The following is a 22,483-nucleotide window of genomic DNA, read 5'->3' on the forward strand; positions in this document are numbered from 1 at the left end:
ACGCGGGGCAAGGCGAACAAAAAAAGAACTTGTTGATGGGAACAAATAGAGTACAAAACGATATGCAGCGTTGAGACTCGTTCGCGTCGCGTGTCATAAGGACCCAAAGCATGTCCCAATCGACTCTACGGCTCGTTGAAGGTTCCTCCATGGACAAGACCAAGGCGCTCGACGCTGCGCTCTCCCAGATCGAGCGCGCCTTCGGCAAGGGCTCGATCATGCGTCTCGGCAAGAGCGAGAAGACGATCGAGATCGAGACCGTCTCCACCGGCTCGATCGGGCTCGACATCGCGCTCGGCGTCGGCGGCCTGCCGCGGGGCCGCGTGGTCGAGATCTTCGGCCCCGAATCGTCGGGCAAGACCACGCTCGCGCTGCACACCATCGCCGAGGCCCAGAAGAAGGGCGGCGTCTGCGGCTTCATCGACGCCGAGCATGCGCTCGACCCTGTCTACGCCCGTAAGCTCGGTGTGAAGCTCGACGATCTCCTGATCTCCCAGCCCGATACCGGCGAGCAGGCCCTGGAAATCGCCGACACGCTGGTGCGGTCGGGCGCGATCGACGTGCTCGTCGTCGATTCCGTGGCGGCGCTCACGCCGCGGGCGGAGATCGAGGGGGAAATGGGCGACGTGCAGCCCGGCCTGCAGGCGCGGCTGATGAGCCAGGCTCTGCGCAAGCTGACGGCCTCGATCTCACGCTCCAACACCATGGTCATCTTCATCAACCAGATCCGGATGAAGATCGGCGTCATGTACGGCTCGCCGGAGACGACCACGGGCGGTAATGCGCTGAAGTTCTATGCCTCCGTGCGTCTCGACATCCGCCGCATCGGCGCCATCAAGGACCGGGACGAGGTCACCGGCAACACGACCCGGGTGAAGGTGGTGAAGAACAAGGTCGCGCCGCCGTTCAAGCAGGTCGAGTTCGACATCATGTACGGTGAGGGCGTGTCCAAGATGGGCGAGCTCATCGACCTTGGCGTCAAAGGCGGCATCGTGGAGAAATCCGGGGCCTGGTTCTCCTTCGACAGCCAGCGGCTGGGGCAGGGCCGGGAGAACGCCAAGACGTTCCTGCGCGAGAACCCCGACGTGGCGAACCGGATCGAAATCTCGATCCGCCAGAATGCCGGCCTCCTGGCCGAGCGGATCCTCGACAACGTCGAGCCATCGGCGGACGACCTGGACGAGGGGTCGGCCTGAGGCTGGGGGCTGCGGGCGGCGACGGCGGCAGGCAGACGCTCGGCCGGGCCGGGGCGCCACTGCACCTTGGCGCGGGCCCGTGACCGCCGATGCCGAGCTTCCTCGACAAGTGCCGATGTGACCTCTAGAAACGCGCTTCGATGCAGGACGGCCGGTGGCCGTCCCTGAGATTGCGAGTGCGTATTCACGATGAGCGGCGTCAACGAGATCCGATCGACTTTTCTCGACTACTTCCGCAAGCACGGCCACGACGTCGTGCCGTCGAGCTCGCTCGTGCCGCGCAACGACCCCACGTTGATGTTCACCAACGCGGGCATGGTCCAGTTCAAGAATGTGTTCACGGGGGCGGAGAAGCGCCCTTACGTGCGCGCCGTCTCGTCCCAGAAGTGCGTCCGCGCCGGCGGCAAGCACAACGATCTCGACAACGTCGGCTATACCGCCCGGCACCATACGTTCTTCGAGATGCTGGGAAATTTTTCGTTCGGCGACTATTTCAAGGACCGCGCCATCGAGCTGGCCTGGCAATTGATCACGGGCGAGTTCGGGCTGCCGAAGGACAGGCTGCTGGTCACCGTCTTTTCCGAGGACGATGATGCCTATGAGCTGTGGCGCAAGATCGCCGGCCTGCCGGAAAGCCGGATCATTCGCATATCGACCTCTGACAATTTCTGGATGATGGGCGATACCGGGCCGTGCGGGCCGTGCTCGGAGATCTTCTACGATCACGGCGAGCACATCCCAGGCGGGCCGCCGGGCAGCCCCGACGAGGACGGCGATCGCTTCATCGAGATCTGGAACCTCGTCTTCATGCAGTATGAGCAGCTGAGCCCGCGCGAGCGGCTGCCGCTGCCGCGGCCGTCCATCGACACGGGCATGGGACTGGAGCGCATCTCGGCCCTGCTGCAGGGCACGCACGACAATTACGCCACCGACCTGATGCGCTCGCTGATCATGGCGGTAGCCAACCTGACCGGCGTCGACGCCGACGGGCCGCAGCGCGTCAGCCACCGGGTCATCGCCGACCACCTGCGCGCCTCGGCCTTCCTCATCGCCGACGGCGTGCTGCCGTCGAACGAGGGGCGCGGCTACGTCCTCCGGCGCATCATGCGGCGCGCCATGCGCCACGCCCAGCTGCTCGGCGCGCATGAGCCGCTGTTGTACCGGCTGGTGCCGGCGCTCGAGCGGGAGATGGGGCACGCCTATCCCGAGCTGACGCGTGCCGACGCGCTGATCACCGAGACGCTGCGGCTGGAGGAGATCCGCTTCCGGCGCACGCTCGAACGGGGGCTCGCCATCCTCGAGGATGAGAGCCGCGCTCTGGTCGATGGCGATCGCCTCTCCGGCGAGACAGCCTTCACCCTTTACGACACCTACGGCTTTCCGCTCGATCTCACCCAGGACGCGCTCAGGTCCCGCGGCATCGGCGTCGACACCGATGCGTTCGAGCGGGCCATGGGGCGCCAGCGCGAGATGGCTCGGGCGGCCTGGGCCGGCTCCGGGGAGGCGGCCACCGAGACCGTCTGGTTCAAGCTGAAGGAGCGGGTCGGCGCCACGGAGTTCCTGGGCTACGACACCGAACAGTCGGAGGCCGTGGTCACGGCGATCGTCCGCGACGGGACGGAGCTATCGTCGCTCGGCGCCGGCGAACGGGCACAGGTGCTCTTCAATCAGACGCCGTTCTACGGCGAATCGGGCGGACAGGTCGGTGACGAGGGGCTGGTCACGGCTCCGGGACTCAAGGCGCGCGTCGCGGCGACGGCCAAGCGCCTGGGCGACGTCCTCGTGCACGACGTGACCGTCGAGGCCGGCGAGTTGATGGTCGGGCAGGCGGCGGAGCTGACCGTCGACCACGCGCGGCGCCGCTCCATCCGCGCCAACCACTCGGCGACCCACCTGTTGCATGAGGCGCTGCGCCTCGTGCTCGGCGACCATATCGCCCAGAAGGGCTCGCTGGTCGCTCCCGATCGGCTGCGCTTCGACGTCAGCCATCCCAAGCCGATCGACGCCGACGAGCTGGCCCGCATCGAAGACATTGCCAACGAGGTCGTGCTGCAGAACGATCCCGTCGTGACCCGGCTCATGGCCGTGGACGAAGCAATCGAGTCGGGGGCGCGGGCCCTGTTCGGCGAGAAGTACGGCGACGAGGTTCGTGTCGTCAGCATGGGCCGCCCGAGCGAGGGGTCGAACCGAGCCTTCTCCATCGAACTCTGCGGCGGCACCCATGTGGCGCGCACCGGCGATATCGGCCTCGTCACCATCGTGTCCGAAAGCGCGGTGGCGGCCGGTGTGCGGCGCGTCGAGGCGTTGACGGGCCATCAGGCGCGGCGCCAGCTGAAGGACGACAGTCAGCGGCTCCAGGGGCTGGCGGGACAGCTGCGTACCACCGCGAGCGAGGCGCCGGGCCGCCTCGACGCGCTGATCGAGGAGCGTCGCAAGCTGGAGCGGGAGCTCGCCGAGGCCCGCAAGAAGCTCGCCATGGGCGGCGGCGGCGAGGGCGATGCGCCGATCCGCGACGTCGGCGATGTCAAGCTGTTCGCCCGGGTGGTGGCGGGCGTCGAGATGAAGGACCTGAAGAGCCTCGCGGACGATGCCAAGAAGCGCATCGGTTCCGGCGTCGTGGCCATAGTCAGCGTTGCCGACGACGGCAAGGCTGCGATCGTCGTGGGCGTCACGGAGGACCTGACCGGGAGGTTCGACGCGGTGCATCTGGTCAGACTGGGTGCCGCCGAGCTCGGCGGCAAGGGCGGCGGCGGTCGTCGCGACTTGGCGCAGGCCGGCGGTCCGGACGGCGGCAAGGCGGACGGCGCGCTCGGTGCGATCGAGGGCGGGCTCGCCACCTGAGCGTTCCTCGCCGGAGCCCGGTCACGACTGGTGAACGAGCGCCGGAGCGTGGCGCATGCCCCGATCGGATGGATGGAACCGTCGGATCGGCTCGAGATGCTTCGAGTCTTTGAATCTGGAGCGCTGACCCGCCTCGCTCGACAGTTGCTCTCGAGCATTTCCGCGTTTCTTCGAATCGCCGAAATACTCTATCTGTTTGATTTGGCGCGTTTTCTTCACGCGAACCGGCGTCCACTTCGCTCGAAAACGCTCTAATCCGGCAGCCGCCGCAGCGTGGTGCTGAGCACCGTCTCCAGGTCACGCAGCTGGAAGGGCTTGTTGAGCACGCCCATGAGCCCGCCGGACTCGAACTCGTCGACGACGCTGCGGGAATCGTAGCCCGTCGCGAAGATCACGGGCAGCCCGGGCCGCAGTTCCAGGCAGGCCTTGGCGAGCGCCGGGCCTCGCATGTCCGGCAGGCCAACATCGGTGAGCAGCAAGTTGATGGCGGCGTTATGCGTCAGCAATTCGAGCGCCGTTCGTGCGCAATCGGCCTCGATGGCCGTATGGCCGAGGTCCTCGAGCATGTCGACGGTCGTCATGCGGACGAACATCTCATCCTCGACCACGAGCACGCAGAGCGATGTCGCCCCCTCGGTCATTCTCACCTCGCCATCCTGGCCGCGCTGCGATCGACGTGGCGCGCGGCCGGGTGTGGGCATGCCCGGCGGAGCCAGCCCCGGCCCCCGTGCACCAATGTTAGGGCAGCTCGCCCGCCCATGGCTACGACTTTGATGCCGCGGCTGCCGGCGCCGCATGCTCCGGTCCAGTGAGGCGGCGGGCTTGCGGCACTGGCCGTCCGATCACGGGGCCGGACGACCTGGAGCGCGGTTCGATCGGGGGAGCCAGCCGATCGAAAGAAGCGCTCCAGCTGCAAGAGCGTGAAGCGCTTCTGTCCGACAAGATGGGCCCGTGTGATCGAAGACTGCTCTGGCCGTGGCCCGATCAGGCCATGGCCCGCTTCAGGTTCTCGTCGATCTTGTCGAGGAAGCCGGTGGTCGACAGCCACTTCTGATCGGCGCCCACGAGCAGCGCGAGGTCCTTGGTCATGAAGCCGGCCTCGACGGTGTCGACGCAGACCGTCTCCAGCGTCTGGGCGAAGCGGGCGAGTTCGGTGTTGTCGTCGAGCTTGGCCCGGTGGGCGAGGCCCCGCGTCCAGGCGAAGATGGAGGCGATCGAATTGGTCGAGGTCTCCTTGCCCTTCTGATGCTCGCGGTAGTGGCGCGTCACGGTGCCGTGCGCCGCTTCGGACTCGACGATCTTGCCGTCGGGCGTCATCAGGACGGAGGTCATCAGCCCGAGCGAGCCGAAGCCCTGAGCGACGATGTCCGACTGCACGTCGCCGTCGTAGTTCTTGCAGGCCCAGACGTAGCCGCCCGACCATTTGAGCGCGGAAGCCACCATGTCGTCGATCAGCCGGTGTTCGTAGAGCAGGCCGAGCGGCTCGAACTTGGACTTGAACTCGGTGTCGTACACCTCCTGGAAGATGTCCTTGAAGCGCCCGTCATAGGCCTTGAGGATGGTGTTCTTGGTGGAGAGGTAGACGGGATACTTGCGGTTGAGGCCGTAGTTCAGGGAAGCCCGGGCGAAATCGCGGATCGACTCGTCGAGGTTGTACATGGCGAGCGCGACGCCGGAGCCGGGCGCCTTGAACACCTCCTTCTCGATCACCTTGCCGTCCTCGCCGACGAACTTGATGGTCAGCGTGCCCTTGCCCGGAAAGAGGAAATCGGTGGCCCGATACTGGTCGCCGAAGGCGTGGCGGCCGACGACGATCGGCTGCGTCCAGCCGGGGACCAGGCGCGGCACGTTCTTGCAGATGATCGGCTCGCGGAAGATCACGCCGCCCAGGATGTTGCGGATGGTGCCGTTGGGCGACTTCCACATCTCCTTGAGCTTGAACTCCTCGACGCGCGCCTCGTCGGGCGTGATGGTGGCGCACTTGACGCCGACGCCGTGCTTCTTGATCGCCTCGGCCGCCTCGACGGTGACCTTGTCGTTGGTCGCGTCGCGATGCTCGACCCCGAGGTCGTAGTACAACAGGTCGACATCAAGGTAGGGATGGATCAGCTTGTCCTTGATGTACTGCCAGATGATCCGGGTCATCTCGTCGCCATCGAGCTCGACGACCGGGTTCGCCACCTTGATCTTCGCCATCGTCAACAATCCTCGCGGAAGCGCCTGCACGGCTTGGTTTCGGCGCGGACTGAGCGGGCGCGCGCCTCTGGCCTGCTTCTAGCGCGCCGATCGCACTTGCGAAAGCAGGGAGGGGACAAGCGTCGGCCGCTCTGGTCGTGCGGGCGCTTTTCGTATTGACTGCGACGCGCTTGGGAAAGGCTCGCAAGGGGAGGGTGCACGGGTGGCGAAGAAACCGATGTGGCAATGGTCTGCGGTCGATACGGCCAAGGCGATCAGGAGCGGCAAGGCCAGCGCCGAAGAGGTCGTCGACGCGCACATCCGTCGCATGCGCGAGGCCAATCCCGCCATCAACGCCGTAGTCGTCGACCTGTCCGAGCCGGCGGCCAAGGCGGCCAAGGCAGCCGACAAGGCGCTGGCCAAGGGCAAGCCCATCGGGCCGCTGCACGGCGTGCCGGTCACGGTCAAGATCAACGTCGACGTGGAGGGGCAGGCGAATTCCAATGGTGTGAGCGCCTTCAAGGAGACGATTGCCCCCGCCGATTCGCCCGTCGTCGCCAATCTGAAGAAGGCCGGTGCGATCATCATCGGCATGACCAACACGCCCGAGTTCTCCATGCGGGCGTTCACCGACAATCCTCTGCATGGGCTGACCCGCAATCCGTGGGATCCGGCTATCACCTGCGGCGGGTCCTCGGGCGGTGCCGGTGCATCGATGGCGGCCGGCATCGGCTGCATCGCCCACGGCAATGACATCGGCGGTTCGCTGCGCTGGCCCGCCTTCTGCAACGGCATCGCCACCATCAAGCCGACGCAGGGGCGCATTCCGGCCTTCAATCCCAGTGCCCCGGCCGAACGGCCGCTGATGGCGCAGTTCATGTCGAGCCAGGGGCCGCTGGCGCGCTCGGTCGCCGACGTCGCGCTGGGCCTCGAGGTCATGGCCGCCCGGGACCCGCGGGATCCCTGGTGGGTGCCGGCGCCGCTCGACGGCCCGAAGCCGGCCGGCCCGCTCCGGGTGGCCGTGGCCAAGATTCCGTCCGACATGGACGTCGACCGCGATGTCCTCGGTCTGGTGCGCAGCGCGGCGGACCATCTCGCCGAGGCCGGCTACGACGTCGCCGAGGTCGAGGTGCCGGATCTTGCCGGCACGTGGCAGCTGTGGGCGGACCTGATCATGACCGAGTTGCATGTGCTGCAGGAAAAGCAGATGCGCGAGGTCGCCGGCGCCGACTTCAAGCAGACCCTCGATTCCTTCCTGTCCGTGGCCAATCTGCTCGACGGCGAGGGCTACATGAGGGCCATCGCCCAGCGCTCGCGCATCTTGCGCAACTGGCTGCTGTTCCTGGAGGACTATCCGGTGGTCCTGACGCCGCTCTCCGTCAAGCCGACGCCGGCGGTCAACGCCGATCTCGGCGGCGCGCAGCGCGTCAAGGATCTGTTCTGGAACGACGTCCGGTTCATGTCGTCGATCAACGTGCTCGGGCTTCCGGCGGCGGTGGTGCCGGTGGGCCTGCTCGAGGGCAAGCCCATCGGCGTCCAGCTCATCGCCTCGCGCTACCGCGAGGATATCTGCCTTGCTGCGGCCGCCGCCATCGAGCACAGGGCGGGCACCGTCGTGCAGAAGCTCTGGAAGCGGAAGGCGGCCGGATAGCAGGCCCCACGGCCTGGACCGACTTACCCGAAGGGCGGCCTCGCGCGTGCCCTCGGCCACGGCCCTTGAAGATGGATCACCAGCCATGACGACGACCGCGGGCTCCGGCACCGGAACTGCCCTCCTCGCCGATATCGGAGGGACGAACGCGCGCTTTGCGCTGCTGGCCGAAGGCGTGCAGGCGCCGGTGGCCCACTTCGCCGTGGCCGATTTCGCCCGCTTCGACGAGGCGATGGCCGCGTTCCTCGATGGCCGCAAGGTGGATCGTGCGGCTATCGCCGTCGCGGGCCCCGTCCGCGACGGCCGCGTCGATCTCACCAACAGCGACTGGGTCGTCGACCGGCGTGAGCTCGAGGCGCGCTTCGCCATCCCCGCTGTCACCGTCGTCAACGACTTCGAGGCTCTGGCCCGTGCAGTGCCGACGATGGAGGCCGCGGATCTCGAGCCGCTCGGCGGCGGCGGTGCCACGGTCGGCCATCTGGAAGAGCCGATCGCCATCGTGGGGCCGGGCACGGGGCTGGGAGTCGCCTGCCTGGTGCCGACCGCCGCGGGCCTCGCCGTGCTCGATTCGGAAGGGGGCCACGTGACCGCGCCCAGCTGGTCGGCGCGCACCGACGCGCTCATCGGCTATCTGCGCGGCATCTACGGCCATGTCTCGGCCGAACGGCTGGTGTCGGGCCAGGGGCTCGAAAACCTGTTTCGCGCGATCGTGGCGGTCGATCGCCGTGACGAGCCGCTGAAGAGTGCGGTTGACATCACCACGAGCGCGGTGGCTGGCACCAGCGCGACCAGCGTCGAAGCGCTGGAGCTGTTCTGCGCCATGCTCGGCGAGGTGGCGGGCAACCTGGCGCTGGCCTACGGCGCCAAGGGCGGCGTCTACATTGCCGGCGGCATCGGCCCGCGCATCGTGCCGCAGTTGAAGGCGTCCCAGTTCCGCACCCGCTTCACCGACAAGGGCCGCTTCCAGGCGTATCTGGAGGCGATCCCGACCTTCCTCATCACCCATACGGATGCGACGTTCCTGGGCCTCAAGGCGATCGTCGACCTGCATCCGGCCGCCGCATCATCAGCCGTTCTCGCCGGCAGTGCGACGGTCCAGCCCGAGAGCGTGCGCCGATAGTCCGATGGCGGGAACAGATCACACCAAGCCGCCGATCTCCGGCGGCCCGATCGTCGTCCTGGTGCGACCGCAGCTCGCCGAGAACATCGGCATGGCGGCCCGGGCCATGGGCAATTTCGGCCTCGACCAGCTGCGGCTCGTCGCGCCCCGGGGCGGCTGGCCCAAGAAGGGCGTGCGGGAGGCGTCCTCGGGGGCCGTCCATATCCTCGACGGCGTCGCGCTCTACGACGATCTGCGTTCGGCCATCGCCGATTGCCACCTCGTGTTCGCCGCCACGGCGCGCGAGCGCGGCCAGGCCAAGCCGGTCGTCGGTGCCGACACGGCCGCCACCGCGATGGCGAGGCGCTTCGGCGCCGGCGAGCGCGTTGCCGTCGTCTTCGGGCCGGAGCGCAGCGGGCTCGACAACGACGAAGTGGGGCTGGCCGATCAGGTGATCAGCTTTCCCGTCAATCCGGCCTTCGCCTCGCTCAACCTGGCCCAAGCCGTGCTGCTGGTCGGCTACGAGTGGTTCAAGGCCGCGCGCATCGCCGAGCCCGCGCCCTTCGTCGTCCGGTCGCCGGCGGCGACGCGCGAGGCCTTGCTCTCGTTCTTCGATTTTCTCAAGCGGGAGCTCGACGACGCCGGCTTCTTCGTGCCGGCCGAGAAGCGACCGATCATGACGCGCAACCTGCTCAACATCTTTCACCGCATCTCGATGACCGACCAGGACGTTCGCACGCTGCGCGGTGCCGTCGTGGCGTTGGTGAAGGGGCGTCGGGGGAAGCTGGCCATGCCGCCCGATCCCTCCACCGCGGCGGGCCCGGCGGCCGGCCCGTCGGACAACCGCTGAATTGAACGTTGCCGTCGCCTCGGCCCCCTTGTACCGTTCCGGCCGCTCTGCGAGCGTCCGATCCACCGGAGAGCGTTCCCATGCTGGTCTTTCGTCGTGCGGTCCTGACCGTCGCCGTGGCCGTCGCCGTGTCGACGGCAGTCTTGCGCGCCGAAGCGGCGGCTCCGCCGCCGCAAGCGGCCAAGGGCCCGGGCGGGAGCGACTATGTCACCGCGGACGTCGTCAAGCAGGCCTTCGGCACGGGCAGCGGCCAGGGCCTCGTCTTCCGTCCGGCGGGCCCGGCCACCGCGCCGCGCCCGGTGGTGATCTTCGTGCATCCGCCGGGGGCCTTCTCGCCCAAATACTACGGCGCGTGGATCGAGCATCTGGCCCGCAAGGGCTTCATCGTCATCTATCCGCGATACCAGGAGGATGTCGGCAAGACGCCATTCGAGAAGATGGCGGAGGAGGCGGTCCAGGGCATCAAGGCGGCGCTCGCCGGCCTCAAGGCCGATCCTGATGCCAATCCCGATCTCGGCAAGGTGGTCGCGGTGGGTCATGCGGGCGGCGCCCTGATCGCCCTTGATGTCGCCAGCCGGGCGGCGCGGGATGATCTGCCGCCGATCAAGCTCGTCTTCGGCGTGACCCCCACCAAGGCGGCGGGCGAAAAGGTGCGCGGCGTGCCGCTCGCCGATCTCACGGCCCTGGATCCCAAGTCCGTGGTGGTCATGATGACCGGCGACCGCGACACGGTCAGCGGCGACCAGGGAGCCCGCGCGATCCTGCGTGCCGCCGCCAATCTGCCGCCGGAGCAGCGGTTGCTGATCCGCGCCGGGTCCGACAATCATGGGCAGCCGTCGCTCTATGTCGGCCACTACGCGCCGGTGTCGCCGAACGCCGCCTACGATCTCGCCGCCATCCCTGGCGCCAACGCTCCGCCGGCGCCGGCGCCTGCGGCCGATGAGCCGAAGGGCAAGCCTCCCCAGAAGGTCACGCGCAAGGAAGCAGCGGAGCTGTGGCGCGTCGGCTACGAGGAGCGCAAGGAATTGCCCTCCTTCGACAGCCAGAGTGTCGATGCGACGGACTATCTGCTGTTCTGGCGCACCTTCGACATCGCCGCCGCAACGGTCCTCGGCGGTGGCGATGCCCTCGCCATCAAGCGGGATGGCCGTCTCTACGATCTCGGCCAATGGAGCGATGGTTGGCCGCTGAAGCGGCTGACCACGGAATCGCCGAAGCCCGAGGCGCACAAGACCGACGCGCCGACCAGCGAGGCACCGGTGCCGCCGCCGCCCGCGACCAAGACCAAGCCCGGCCGCACCTGAGCGCGCGGCCTCGGCGTGGCCGCGGTGGCCGCGCGCAGGGGCGATGCGTCGGGATCGGGTGGAAGCATTCAGTCGCCGAGAAGCGCTGCGGATTCATTGGGACCTGGAGCATTTCTGCTTCATCGGATGATCTCATCCAATTGCGGAATGCTCTGGCGCCGGCACCGGGCCATCCTACATAAGGGCGGCCGCCTTCCGCCGTCATCGAACGCCATGGCCATGACCCGTCGCACGTTTGTCGCCGCCGCCGCGGCCGGAGCCGTCGCGGGGCCGGCCGTCGTCCGCGCCGCGGAGGCGCCTCACCATGTCGTCGTGATCGGGGCGGGGGCTGCCGGGCTTGCCGCGGCGCGCGAGCTGCTTCGCCTGCGCCGTCAGGTGACGGTGCTGGAGGCCCGCGAGCGCATAGGCGGCCGAGCCCACACGGACACCAGCCTGGGCCTGCCGTTCGACGCCGGGGCGGCCTACATCCACTGGGCTGAGGACAACCCGTGGCTCCGCTATGCGCGCGAGAGCGGCGCCAGCCTCGTGGTCGACCGCTGGACCCCAGGGGCCGTGCGTGTCTTCGACCGCGGCGCCGCCGTGCCGGCCGAGCGGGCGGCCCGGCGCCGCGCGTCCTTCGGCTCGCTGAGCCGGCTGACCGAGGACCGTGCCGCGAGCGGCGAGGACGCCTCCTTCGCCGAGCTGAGCGCCGGCGACGCCGAGTTGCGCCTCGCCGCCGGCGGCCTGACCCGCCTGGCGCTGGGCGAGGACCCCGAGCGGGTCTCCGTCGCCGACTACGTTCGGCTGGCATCCGGCACGGACTATCTGGTCGAGGAGGGCTATGGCCACCTCGTCGCCCGCTACAACGGCGCCGTGCCGGTCCGGCTCGGCACGGCGGCGACCGCGGTGCATTGGGACGGCGCCGGCGTTGTCGTCGACACGGCCGGGGGCAGCGTGCGTGCGGATGCGGCGGTGGTGACCGTGCCCGTCGGCGTGCTGCAGGGCGGCACCCTCGCGTTCAAGCCTGGCTTGCCGGCAGCCACGTGCGAGGCGATCGATGGCCTCGCCATGGGCGCGCTGACCAAGATTGCGCTGCGCCTTCAGGGCAACCGCTTCGGCTTCGCCGACGGCATGGACCTGTTCGACATCGGCGACGCGGACAACCCGGTCGACCTGGAGCTCTGGTCGTTTCGGCGGGACCTCGTGGTCGCCCATCTCGGCGGCGACGGAGCCCGCGCGCTGTGCGAAGCCGGCGAGCCCGCCGCCGTGGCGTTCGCGCTCGACAAGCTTACGGCCATCGTCGGCGGACGCCCGACGCGCCTTCGTGCAGGGGCGTCTGGCGGCCTGGTGGACGGATCCCCTGGCCCGCGGCAGCTATTCGCTCGCGCGGCCGGGCCATGCGGCGGCGCGGGCGGCGCTCGGTCGGCCGGTCGCTGGCCGCCTGATCTTCGCCGGCGAGGCGACCGCCGGGCCCGGGGCGATGACCGTCGGCGGCGCGACGCTTGCGGGCACGCGTGCGGCGCAGACCATCGTCCAGGCCAGGTCCGGCTGATGAACGTCGACGGCGGACTTCGAACATTGTATCGCCAGCGGCCATGACGCATCCCGCAATCCTGGTGTTCGATTCGGGCCTGGGCGGCCTCACCGTCTATCGCGAGGTGGCTCGGGCGCGGCCGGACGCCCGCTTCGTCTATGCAGCGGACGATGCGGTATTCCCCTACGGGCGGCTGGCCCCCGACGTGCTCGTGGCGCGCGTCATGGCGGTGCTCGAAGAGCGCATCGCCGCCTACGCGCCCGAACTCGTCGTCATCGCCTGTCACACCGCCTCGACGCTGGTGCTGCCGCACTTGCGGGCGCGGTTCACGATGCCGTTCGTCGGCACGGTCCCGGCGATCAAGCCGGCGGCGGCGGCCTCCCGCTCCAGGCGTGTCAGCGTGCTTGCGACGCCCGGCACGGTGGCGCGCGACTACACCCATGAGCTGGTGCGCGCCTACGCCGGCGATTGCGACGTCGCCCTCGTCGGCTCGACCCGGCTTGCAAGCTACGCCGAAACGATCATGGCCGGCGGCGCGGTGGCCGACACGGCGATCGCCGCGGAAATCGCGCCGTGCTTCCGCGAGGACGCGGAGCGCCGCACCGACACCGTCGTGCTCGCCTGCACGCATTATCCGCTGCTGCTCGACAGGCTGGAGAGGCTGGCGCCCTGGCCGGTGTCGTGGATCGATCCGGCCCCTGCGATCGCGCGCCGTGTCCTCCAGTTGATCGGCGACGATCCGGTCGACGGGGCAGCGCCGGGAGGGGGCACGGCGATTTTCACCGATGGCGCGGCGATCACGCCGGCGCTGGAGGCGACGCTCGCCGGCTACGGTCTGCCGCTGGTGGTGCGCGCGCCGCTGCGGGCCGACGAGGCCTTGTCGCAGCGGGCGGCCCCCGCCTCGGTTTGACAGGCGGGAGGCTTGGGTCTATGAGGCGCGCTTCTGCGCGGGCCTACTTCGGCCCGCGTGGTCGTTTCGAGCCCGCGCCCGCGGCAGCTGCCGCCGGGTCGGTCGAAACGAAGGGAGACGGCGGCCACAGGTCGCCGTTTCGCTCCAGCGCACCCGTGATCCCATCGGACCTCATCCCGTACCGGATCTGTCGGCCTCCCCCCGGGAGGCAGAGGAGGGCGCGTTCCTCGATAACCAACTCGTCTGACGAGAGGATACGCGTATGTCGAAGAGAATTGCGGCGAAGCACAAGATCGATCGCCGTATGGGCCAGAACATCTGGGGCCGCCCGAAGAGCCCCGTCAATCGCCGTGAGTACGGCCCCGGCCAGCACGGCCAGCGCCGCAAGGGCAAGATCTCCGACTTCGGCACGCAGCTGCGCGCCAAGCAGAAGCTCAAGGGCTACTACGGCAACATCACCGAGAAGCAGTTCAACAAGATCTATCAGGAGGCCATCCGCCTCAAGGGCGACTCGGCCGAGAACCTGATCGGTCTGCTGGAGCGCCGCCTCGACGCGGTGGTCTACCGCGCCAAGTTCGTGCCGACGGTTTTTGCGGCGCGCCAGTTCGTCAACCACGGCCATGTCCGCGTCAACGGTCGCCGGGTGAACATCCCGAGCTACAAGGTACGCCCGGGCGACATCATCGAGGTGAAGGACGCCTCCAAGCAGCTCGAGCTCGTGCTGGTGGCGAGCCAGCTCGCCGAGCGCGACGTGCCGGACTACATCGATGCCGACCACGGCAAGATGACCGCGACCTACGTGCGCGTGCCGACCCTGTCGGACGTGCCTTATCCGGTGCAGATGGAACCCAACCTGGTGGTCGAGTTCTACTCGCGCTGATCGGGCTCGCCTACGCGATGCATTCAGGGCCGCCTCCGGGCGGCCCTTTTGCGTTGGCGGGGCCTCTGGCTCATCGCGGGCTGGCGGCCGCCTCCAGCTCGCCCTCGGTGGGGGCGCGACGGGCGTAGCGCCGCGCCAGCACGGCGCAGACCATCAGCTGGATCTGATGGAACAGCATCAACGGCAGCACGATGATGCCGACGGTCTGCGGCGAGAACAGCACGCTCGCCATCGGCAGGCCGCTCGCCAGCGTCTTCTTCGATCCGCAGAACACGATGGCGATCTCGTCGGCCCGATTGAAGCCGAGCAGCCTGCTGCCGTAGGTCGTCGCGACCAGCACCAGCGCCAGCAGCGCCGCGTCGATCAGGAACAGGACGACGAAATCGTCGATGCTCAGGCTCGTCCACAGGCCGTGCACGACCGCCTCGCTGAACGCCAGGAAGACGACGAGCAGGATGGAGCCGCGGTCGACGACGTTGACCAGTTGCTTGTGGCGGCCGACGAAGGCGCCCACCCATGGCCGCAGCAGCTGGCCCAGCACGAACGGCACCAGGATCTGCCCGACGATGCCGCCGACGGCGCCCCATGAGACGCCGCCCTTCAGGTTCATGAAGAGGGCGACGAGCAGGGGCGTGAGGAACACGCCGAGCAGGTTCGAGGCCGACGCGCTGCACACGGCGGCCGCCACGTTGCCGCCGGCGATCGAGGTGAAGGCGATGGAGGATTGCACGGTGGACGGCAGCAGGCAGAGGTAGAGCAGGCCCGCGGCGAGCATCGGGTTGATGAGGCCGGCGAGCGCCCCGTTGATGGCGAGCCCGAGCACCGGGAACAGGATGAAGGTCGCCGCCAGCACCGTGAGGTGCAGGCGCCAGTGGACGAGGCCGGCGATGACGGCGTCGCGCGACAGGCGCGCCCCGTGCAGGAAGAACAGCAGGGCGATCGCGGCGGTCGTGATCGCCGAAAAGATCGGAATGCCCGCACCGTACACCGGCAGGAAAGAGGCCAGCGCCACCGTCGCGACCAGGAGTAGGGTGAATGGATCGGGACGAAGCAGGGAAAGCATACGCACGAGCCCCTCGCCAGGGATTGCGGTGCGCGCGCCGAGCCGCGCGCGGGACTGCGTTTCCTCTAGAGCATGTCGGGTGCCGGTGGATACCGGGAAGCGAAGGCCTTTTGCACGAATTCGCCGCCCACGGAGCCTTTTTTGCGATCGGGCGGTGGCGCTGATCACACCGCAAACGCGCCGGATCTTCTAGAGCATTTCCGCGTTTCTTCGAATCGTCGAAATGCTCTATCTGTTTGATTTGTCGCGTTTTATTCGCGCGAACCGGCGTCCGCTTGGCTCGAAGACGAACTAGAGGATCTTGAGGAATCCGGCGAAGCGCATCAGACCTTCGGGCCACGGTCCATGGCCGCTGGAGACATTGATGTGCCCGGCCTCGCCGGCATCGACGAAGGCGGAGCCCCAGGCGTACGACAGGTCCTCGGCCTCGTCCGGCGGGCAATAGGGATCATTGCGGCTGGCGATGAGCACCGACGGGAAGGGCAGCGGGTCGCGTGGAAAAGGCGTGAAGGCGGGGTCCATGCCGGGGATCGCGTTGACGGCCCGTTCGCCGGGCGGCGCCACCAGAAAGCCGCCGGCGACCTCGTCGGCAAGCAGCGGCGCCGCATGGGCGATGAGGATATTGCCCAGGGAGTGGCCGACCAGGACGACCGGGCGGACCGAGGCCATGCACGCATCGACCAGTCGGTCGGTCCAGCGCTCCAGGTCCGGGCTGTACCAGTCGGCTTGGGTCACGCACCGCGCGGTGCTGAGCTTGGCTTCCCAGCGGTGCTGCCAATGGTCGGGGCCGGAGCCAGACCAGCCGGGGACCATGAGAATTTCGCAGTCGGCGGTGCGCATCCCCCGCCGATAGCCTGTGCGCGGCTCCGGATCAATCGCCGTCCCCCGACGATCGAGCAGCCGTGACCGGTGGCCGTGCGGCCGTCACTCGACGTCGGCGTGGCCGACGACCGCGCCGCCGGCAGGCCCGAAACCTTCGAACAGCGCGATCAGAAACTCGATCATGGCCCGTCCTCCCTCGATGGAGAGAGGATCGCCGGTCGGTGATCGGGGGGCGATGCGCCGGCGCACACACGGGTGCCGCTCGCTCGCGAAGGAAGGCCCCAGACAAAGGGCTTCCGACCAGGACCCGTTCTCCGACCAGGACCCGTTCTAGGCCCCAAACACCCGCGCGAAGATCGTGTCCACGTGTTTCAGGTGGTAGCCGAGATCGAACTGCTCCTCGATCTCGGCATCGCCGAGATAGCGCGTCACCTCCGGATCGGCCTTGAGCAGGGTGAGGAAGTCGCCCTCGCCGCGCCAGACCGGCATGGCATTGCGCTGCACCAGCCGATAGGCGTCCTCGCGGCTCGCTCCCTTCTGGGTGAGCGCCAGCAGCACGCGCTGCGAATGCACCAGGCCGCCCAGGCGGTCGAGATTCTTCTGCATGGTCTGGGGATAGACGAGCAGCTTGTCGACCACGCCGGCGAGGCGCGCCAGGCCGAAGTCGAGGGTCACCGTGGCGTCCGGGCCGATCATGCGCTCGACGGACGAGTGCGAGATGTCGCGCTCGTGCCAGAGCGCCACGTTCTCCATGGCCGGCAGCGCGTAGGCGCGCACCATGCGCGCCAGGCCCGTGAGGTTCTCGGTCAGCACCGGGTTGCGCTTGTGCGGCATGGCCGAGGAGCCTTTCTGGCCCTCCGAGAAGAACTCTTCGGCTTCCAGCACCTCCGAGCGCTGCAGGTGCCGGATCTCGATCGCCAGCCGCTCCATGGACGAGGCGATGACGCCGAGGGTGGCGAAGAACATGGCGTGCCGGTCGCGCGGGATGACCTGCGTGGAGATCGGCTCGATCTCGAGCCCCATCTGCTCGGCCACGTAGGCTTCGACCCGCGGGTCGATGTTGGCGAAGGTGCCGACGGCTCCCGAGATGGCGCAGGTCGCCACCTCGCGCCGCGCGCCGACCAGGCGTTCGCGGTTGCGCGCGAACTCCGCGTAGGCCTGGGCCAGCTTGAGCCCGAAGGTGACAGGCTCGGCGTGAATGCCGTGCGAGCGGCCGATGGTCGGCGTCATCTTGTGCTCGAAGGCGCGCCGCTTCAGCGCCGCCAGCACCGCGTCGATGTCGGCGAGCAGGATGTCGGCGGCCCGCACCAATTGCACATTGAGGCAGGTGTCCAGCACGTCGGACGAGGTCATGCCCTGGTGGACGAAGCGCGCCTGCGGGCCGACGATCTCGGCCAGGTGGGTGAGGAAGGCGATGACGTCGTGCTTGGTCTCACGCTCGATCTCATCGATGCGGTCGATATCGAAGGTCGCGGGCGTGCCGAGCTCCCAGACCTTGTCGGCGGCCTCCTGGGGGACCACGCCAAGCTGGGCAAGGGCGGTCGTGGCGTGCGCCTCGATCTCGAACCAGATGCGGAACCGGGTCTCGGGCGACCAGATGGCGACCATCTCGGGCCGGCTGTAACGGGGAATCATCTGCTGCCTTCATGCGTCGTCGGCGTTGCCGAGGGGGTTGCTGCCGATGGTCGTGCGTGGGCGCTCACACCCACTCGCCGCGGGCGCTCTCGGCCGCCTTGCGCAGCGCCTCGATGTTGGCCGCGTAGTTCTGCGGCCCGCCGAGAAAAGCATAGGAGCCGGCGACGAACGCGTCCGCTCCGGCCCGTCCGGCGATGGCCGCGGTCTCGGGCGTGATGCCGCCGTCGACCTCCACGTGAATGGGCCGCCCGCCGATCAGCGCCTTCACGCGGGCGATCTTGTCGGCCGCGGCGGGGATGAACTGCTGGCCGCCGAAGCCGGGATTGACCGACATGATCAGCACCAGATCGACATCGTCGAGCACGAACTCGATGACATCGACGGGAGTCGCCGGGTTGATCACCACGCCGGCCTTCTTGCCGAGCTGACGGACGGTCTGCAGCGAGCGGTGCAGGTGCGGTCCCGCCTCGGCCTGAACGGTGATGCGGTCGGCGCCGGCCTTGGCGAAGGCCTCCAGGTAAAGGTCGACCGGCGAAATCATCAGATGGACGTCGAACGGCTTGCTCGTGCACGGCCGCACGTGGCGCATGACGTCGGGCCCGAATGAGATGTTGGGCACGAAATGCCCGTCCATGATGTCCACGTGGATCCAGTCGGCGCCGGCCGCATCGATGGCGCGGACCTCCTCGCCCAGGCGGGAAAAATCGGCGGACAGGATCGAGGGGGCGATCACGATCGGGTTTCGCATGAGCATCTCCAGCCGTGGCATGCCGGGAATGCGCTCCGGACGGGCGGCTTCGTCCGGCCGAAGCCGAGCGCTCCTGAGCCGGGAGGCTTCGCGCATCTCCGGACGGCCGGCCGGAGGCGCTCCGGAGCGCTGCACAGCGCGGGCTCTAGCACCCGGGCGGCGGCGAGACAATCGGTGCCGCCTCCTCGTCGCGCCGCAGGCGCCGCGCAATGGGCTGCAGCAACTGCGGCATGACGAAGATGGGGATCTGCGCCAGCGCGAAGAAGAGATAGGTGTTGTCCGGCGTGCCGGCGCCCATGGCGGCGATCAGCAGGCCCATGTTGCGCTGCCCGGTGCCGTAGCCGAGCATAAAGCGGTCCGACGGCTTCAGGAAACGGAGCGCCGGCGCGGTCATGATGAAGCCGGCGAGCGATAGCGCGAAGGCGAGGGCCAGATAGGCCACCACGGTCACGGGCCGCTCGAAGGCGGCGCGACTGACGCCGTCCATGGCCGCGGTGGCGAAGACGGCGAACAGCAGCACGACGACGCCGTCCAGAGTCGTGCGCACGGCGACGATGCGCCTGTGCCCCGCGATGGCGCGCACCACCAGGCCCGTCACGATGCCGCCGCCGATCAGGCCGACGAGCCGCAGGGTGAGCACGCTCGCATCGAGCGGGACGGCGGTGCCCGCCAGCCAGGCGGCGGCATGGGGCGCGATGAAGGGCGTGAGTGCGGTGGTGATCACCACCGCCGCGATGATCAGCGCCGGCTCGAAACCGTAAAGAATGGCGATCGCCGGCGACGAGATGATCGGCGGAGCTGCCGCCATCACCGCGAGCCCGAGCATGAGCCCCGGGTCGATGCGATCGTGGCCGATCAGGGCGCTGGTCACCATGACCAGCGCAAGGGGTGCCACGATCAGCCAGATGCAGGCACCGACGAGCGGGAGCGGCCGTCGCAGCCGTCCCACGATCGGCTCGAGCTCCGAGCGGGCAAACACCAGCGCCAGGAAGCCGAACAGCACAACCGGCAGCAGAGGGCGAAATGCCGAAGCCAGCCCGGGCAGCAGCAGGCCGAGGACGACGGCGGCGACGAAACCCTGCGTCCCGATCCGACCGAGGGTCGCAAGAGCCGTCTCAAGGGCACGCAGCACGGACACAACGCCTAGTTCGAGGGGGTGGGCCCGACGGATCAGGCGGAATCGGAATGATGACGGCCAAGCCCAGCCACATTAGAGATGGCCCGCGAGCCGCGACAATCTAGGAGAGGGCGTGCCAGCCATGCAAGTGGACGTCGATGGGGACATCTCGGCCGATGCGGCGGTCCTGGGAGCTGGCATCGTCGGCGTATCGGTGGCCCTCCACCTCGCCAAGCGCGGACTTTCGGTCGCGCTGATCGACCGCCGGGGCGCGGGCGAGGAGACATCCTTCGGCAATGCCGGCCTGATCCAGCGCGAGGGCGTCTACCCCTATGGCTTTCCGCACGATTTCGGGGCTCTGCTGCGCTACGGCCTCAACCGCACCATCGATGCCTCCTACCATCCCTCGGCGTTGCCGCGGCTGGCGCCGTTCCTGTTCCGCTACTGGCGGCATTCGCGGCCGTCGCGCCACGCTGCGATCGCGCGGCAATACGCGACGCTGATCGAGCATTGCGTCGACGAGCATCGGGGGCTGGCGGCCGAGGCGGGCGCCCAGGCACTGATGAAGCCGGACGGCTGGATCAAGGCGTTTCGCACCGAGCGCGAGCGGGATGCACGATTTGCGGAAGCCGAAGGCTGGCGTCGCGAGTTCGGCTTGAACTACCGGGCGCTGGACGCGGCGGCGATGCAGGCGAGCGAGCCCTACCTGACCCCCGGCCTGGTGGGCGGGCTGCACTGGACCGACCCGCTGAGCGTCGTCGATCCCCAGGCCCTGACGCTCGCCTATGTCGCCTTGTTCGAGCGCCTCGGCGGCCGCTTCGTGCAGGGCAACGCCGCATCGCTCGCCAGGGACGGCCAGGGATGGACCCTCCGCACGGCGGCAGGCCGCATCAGCGCCAGGAGCGCCGTCATCGCGCTCGGGCCCTGGGCCGACACGCTCACCAACTCGCTGGGCTACGACCTGCCGCTCGCGGTCAAGCGGGGCTACCACATGCATTATCGGGCGGCAGGCGCCGCCAAGCTCAATCATCCCGTGCTCGACGTGGAACGCGGCTATTTCCTGGCGCCGATGCGGCGCGGCATCCGCCTGACCACCGGGGCCGAGTTCGCGCTTCGCGACGCCCCGAAGACACCGATCCAGCTCGCCCGGGCCGAACCGATCGCCCGCGATTTCTTTCCGCTCGCCGAGCGGCTCGAGCCGGAGCCGTGGGTGGGCGCGCGGCCGTGCACGCCGGACATGATGCCGATCATCGGCCCCGCGCCCAGGCACCGGGACCTGTGGTTCGCCTTCGGTCACGCCCACCACGGGCTGACGCTCGGGCCGGTGACCGGGCGCCTCGTGGCCGAGATGATGTGCGGGGAGGCCCCGTTCGTCGATCCGGCTCCATTCAAAGCCGACCGGTTCTGAGCGGGCGACTTTCGAGCGGATGGATGGTCGGGCTTGACCCGACCATCCATCGACTTTAGCCCCGGCTCTAGCCCGCGCCGAACCGCTCGCGCCACGCGGGCAGGGCGCCGGGGAAGGGCAGCGCCGTCGCCTCGTAGACGCCGCGCGCCACCGCCCGCGCCATGGTGTCGGCGGCGGCGATGCACAGCTCGGTCAGTTCGCGCAACGGCTCGCCGAGGGGGCGTGCGCCGGTGGCCGCGGCGAAGATGATGTCGCCGTCGAGCGGCGTGTGCGCCGGCCTGATGGCGCGGGCGAAGCCGTCGTGGGCCGAGAGCGCCAGACGCTTGGCTTGGCCCTTGGTGAGCTGCGCGTCGGTGGCGACGATGCCGATGATCGTGTTTTCCACCCGCACCCCCTTGAGCGGCGTCGTCAGTGTCGCGCCGGAGATCGCCGCGGGCCAGCCCCGCCCGCCGTACTCGCCGTGCCACTCGAACGGTGCGGCCCAGAAGTGCGGGCCGTCGCCCACCGTCACTGAGCCCAAGGCGTTGACGACGACGAGGGTGCCGAGCGTATGGCCCGAGCCGGTGACCACGCTCGCCGAGCCGAGCCCGCCCTTGAGGTTGGCCGTGGTGGCGCCGTAGCCGCCGCCGGCCGTGCCGAGCGCGAAGACCGTCTCGGCCGCGGCGACCGCCTCGGCGCCGAGCCGGCGGTAGGGCGGCTCGTCTCCCCAGGCCTTGTCGCCGCCGTTGGTCAGATCGAAGCAGATCGCCTGCGGCACGATCGGGATCGTCGCGGTGCCCACCGCGAAGCCACGGCCCTGGGCGGCGAGCGCCATCATCGCCCCGTCAGCAGCGGCCAGACCGAAGGCCGAGCCACCCGACAGCACGATGGCATCCACACGCTCGACGGTCATCTCGGCTTCCAGCAGCGCGGTCTCACGCGCCCCGGGGGCGCCGCCCAGGACGGCCGCCGAGGCCACGGCGGGCTCGGCGAAGATCACCGCCGTGACGCCCGATGCGACACGGGCATCATGGGCATGCCCGACGCGCACGCCCGCCACATCGGTAATGAGATTTCGGCTCATGAGGTTCTCGCTATCGCCTGCCGCGGCACGGCGATGTCTCCGTTTGGGGTAGACAAGCGGCGCGGCGCATGGCCGGGTAGCCTATCGTGAAGCACCCGGTGTCGCCACTCCGTCGTCCCGACGGTGCGTTGACAAGGCGGCCGTCCGAAACGCAGTCGGAGAGGAGGCTCGGCGCGATCGCGTCGGAGCCTGAAAGCGGTAGAGTGAG

General features: G+C 68.9%; 19 protein-coding genes and 1 pseudogene. 11 read left to right on the forward strand and 9 right to left on the reverse strand.

What is annotated here, in order from left to right; translation table 11 throughout:
• The first annotated feature begins 110 nt into the window (after positions 1–110).
• Together recA and alaS are read left to right on the forward strand one after the other, a co-directional pair.
• The gene (gene recA / locus IEW34_RS23730; protein ID WP_188611712.1) at positions 111–1,196 is read left to right on the forward strand and encodes a recombinase RecA; all 1,086 of its coding nucleotides are present in this window, start codon (positions 111–113) and stop codon (positions 1,194–1,196) included.
• A gap of 189 nt (positions 1,197–1,385) precedes the next feature.
• Positions 1,386–4,037, forward strand: coding sequence for an alanine--tRNA ligase (gene alaS, locus IEW34_RS23735; protein ID WP_188611713.1), 2,652 nt, complete (start codon positions 1,386–1,388; stop codon positions 4,035–4,037).
• A gap of 251 nt (positions 4,038–4,288) precedes the next feature.
• Here the strand turns inward: alaS and IEW34_RS23740 are convergent, their stop codons facing one another.
• The gene (locus tag IEW34_RS23740) at positions 4,289–4,678 is read right to left on the reverse strand and encodes a response regulator (protein ID WP_188611869.1); all 390 of its coding nucleotides are present in this window, start codon (positions 4,676–4,678) and stop codon (positions 4,289–4,291) included.
• A gap of 343 nt (positions 4,679–5,021) precedes the next feature.
• The gene (locus tag IEW34_RS23745; RefSeq protein WP_188611714.1) at positions 5,022–6,233 is read right to left on the reverse strand and encodes an NADP-dependent isocitrate dehydrogenase; all 1,212 of its coding nucleotides are present in this window, start codon (positions 6,231–6,233) and stop codon (positions 5,022–5,024) included.
• A 217-nt stretch (positions 6,234–6,450) separates the two neighbouring features.
• Between IEW34_RS23745 and IEW34_RS23750 the strand changes: the two genes are divergently transcribed.
• From IEW34_RS23750 to rpsD, 8 genes and pseudogenes are all read left to right on the forward strand, one after another.
• Positions 6,451–7,863 carry an amidase family protein gene (locus IEW34_RS23750; protein ID WP_188611870.1) on the forward strand — a complete coding sequence of 471 codons (1,413 nt, stop codon included), beginning with the start codon at positions 6,451–6,453 and terminating at the stop codon, positions 7,861–7,863.
• A gap of 85 nt (positions 7,864–7,948) precedes the next feature.
• Positions 7,949–8,983 (forward strand): glucokinase, encoded by a 1,035-nt coding sequence (gene glk / locus IEW34_RS23755; protein ID WP_188611715.1) that lies wholly within the window; start codon positions 7,949–7,951, stop codon positions 8,981–8,983.
• A gap of 4 nt (positions 8,984–8,987) precedes the next feature.
• Entirely contained in the window at positions 8,988–9,812 is an 825-nt protein-coding gene (locus IEW34_RS23760) for an RNA methyltransferase (protein WP_188611716.1), read from the forward strand.
• A gap of 80 nt (positions 9,813–9,892) precedes the next feature.
• Positions 9,893–11,116: an alpha/beta hydrolase family protein gene (locus tag IEW34_RS23765; protein ID WP_188611717.1), complete on the forward strand. Its 1,224-nt coding sequence runs from the start codon at positions 9,893–9,895 to the stop codon at positions 11,114–11,116.
• A gap of 219 nt (positions 11,117–11,335) precedes the next feature.
• Positions 11,336–12,340 (forward strand): annotated as a pseudogene (locus tag IEW34_RS23770) (flavin monoamine oxidase family protein); the annotation flags it as partial.
• A gap of 79 nt (positions 12,341–12,419) precedes the next feature.
• The gene (locus tag IEW34_RS30960; RefSeq protein ID WP_280516329.1) at positions 12,420–12,647 is read left to right on the forward strand and encodes an FAD-dependent oxidoreductase; all 228 of its coding nucleotides are present in this window, start codon (positions 12,420–12,422) and stop codon (positions 12,645–12,647) included.
• A gap of 43 nt (positions 12,648–12,690) precedes the next feature.
• Positions 12,691–13,539 carry a glutamate racemase gene (gene murI, locus IEW34_RS23775; RefSeq protein WP_188611718.1) on the forward strand — a complete coding sequence of 283 codons (849 nt, stop codon included), beginning with the start codon at positions 12,691–12,693 and terminating at the stop codon, positions 13,537–13,539.
• Between the two features lie 262 nt (positions 13,540–13,801).
• Entirely contained in the window at positions 13,802–14,419 is a 618-nt protein-coding gene (gene rpsD, locus IEW34_RS23780) for a 30S ribosomal protein S4 (protein WP_188611719.1), read from the forward strand.
• 70 nt (positions 14,420–14,489) lie between these two features.
• On the opposite strand, the gene IEW34_RS23785 is transcribed toward rpsD, so the two are convergent.
• The 6 genes from IEW34_RS23785 to IEW34_RS23810 all read right to left on the reverse strand — a co-directional run bounded on the left by IEW34_RS23785 (position 14,490) and on the right by IEW34_RS23810 (position 19,819).
• A complete protein-coding gene (locus IEW34_RS23785) occupies positions 14,490–15,482 on the reverse strand; it encodes a bile acid:sodium symporter family protein (protein WP_188611871.1) in 993 nt (330 codons plus the stop codon).
• Positions 15,483–15,773: 291 nt separating this feature from the next.
• Positions 15,774–16,322 (reverse strand): RBBP9/YdeN family alpha/beta hydrolase, encoded by a 549-nt coding sequence (locus IEW34_RS23790; protein ID WP_188611720.1) that lies wholly within the window; start codon positions 16,320–16,322, stop codon positions 15,774–15,776.
• An 84-nt stretch (positions 16,323–16,406) separates the two neighbouring features.
• Complete coding sequence (locus tag IEW34_RS30355; RefSeq protein ID WP_188611721.1) at positions 16,407–16,553, reverse strand: hypothetical protein; 147 nt, start codon at positions 16,551–16,553, stop codon at positions 16,407–16,409.
• An 81-nt stretch (positions 16,554–16,634) separates the two neighbouring features.
• The gene (purB, locus tag IEW34_RS23800) at positions 16,635–17,939 is read right to left on the reverse strand and encodes an adenylosuccinate lyase (protein WP_188611722.1); all 1,305 of its coding nucleotides are present in this window, start codon (positions 17,937–17,939) and stop codon (positions 16,635–16,637) included.
• 64 nt (positions 17,940–18,003) lie between these two features.
• A complete protein-coding gene (rpe, locus tag IEW34_RS23805; protein ID WP_188611723.1) occupies positions 18,004–18,687 on the reverse strand; it encodes a ribulose-phosphate 3-epimerase in 684 nt (227 codons plus the stop codon).
• A gap of 145 nt (positions 18,688–18,832) precedes the next feature.
• Positions 18,833–19,819, reverse strand: coding sequence for a hypothetical protein (locus IEW34_RS23810; protein WP_188611724.1), 987 nt, complete (start codon positions 19,817–19,819; stop codon positions 18,833–18,835).
• 151 nt (positions 19,820–19,970) lie between these two features.
• Between IEW34_RS23810 and IEW34_RS23815 the strand changes: the two genes are divergently transcribed.
• The gene (locus IEW34_RS23815; protein ID WP_210324574.1) at positions 19,971–21,212 is read left to right on the forward strand and encodes an NAD(P)/FAD-dependent oxidoreductase; all 1,242 of its coding nucleotides are present in this window, start codon (positions 19,971–19,973) and stop codon (positions 21,210–21,212) included.
• A gap of 67 nt (positions 21,213–21,279) precedes the next feature.
• On the opposite strand, the gene IEW34_RS23820 is transcribed toward IEW34_RS23815, so the two are convergent.
• Positions 21,280–22,275, reverse strand: coding sequence for a P1 family peptidase (locus tag IEW34_RS23820; RefSeq protein ID WP_188611725.1), 996 nt, complete (start codon positions 22,273–22,275; stop codon positions 21,280–21,282).
• Positions 22,276–22,483 lie beyond the last annotated feature (208 nt).

The sequence above is a fragment of the Chelatococcus reniformis genome (assembly GCF_014640075.1).
In the GTDB taxonomy this organism is placed as follows: Bacteria; Pseudomonadota; Alphaproteobacteria; order Rhizobiales; family Beijerinckiaceae; genus Camelimonas; species Camelimonas reniformis.